Origin of the sequence: Phytoactinopolyspora endophytica (assembly GCF_004138495.1) — a bacterium.
GTDB classification, from domain to species: domain Bacteria; phylum Actinomycetota; class Actinomycetes; order Jiangellales; family Jiangellaceae; genus Phytoactinopolyspora; species Phytoactinopolyspora endophytica.
This window is the reverse complement of sequence record NZ_ML142849.1, coordinates 467,151-467,350: the sequence shown is the minus strand read 5'-3', so window position 1 is coordinate 467,350 and position 200 is coordinate 467,151. Positions and strand designations below refer to the sequence as shown.

1 pseudogene is annotated in these 200 nt (G+C 71.0%); it reads left to right on the top strand.

Annotated elements, in window-relative coordinates:
- Positions 1-200: pseudogene (locus ELR45_RS40245) on the top strand (XshC-Cox1 family protein); the annotation flags it as partial.

Here is a 200-nt window from a genome sequence, read left to right as displayed (position 1 = left end):
GCTCGACCAGGGAGTGACCGGGGTCCGCCGCTACGGCGCGGACGGGGAACGCCGCATGGAGGAGCTGGAGGTGCTCGTCCAGTCGTTCGCTCCGCGGCCGCGGATGCTCGTCTTCGGCGCTATCGACTTCGCCGCCGCGGTGGTGCACATCGGCAAGTTCCTCGGCTACCACGTCACGGTCTGCGACGCCCGCCCGGTCT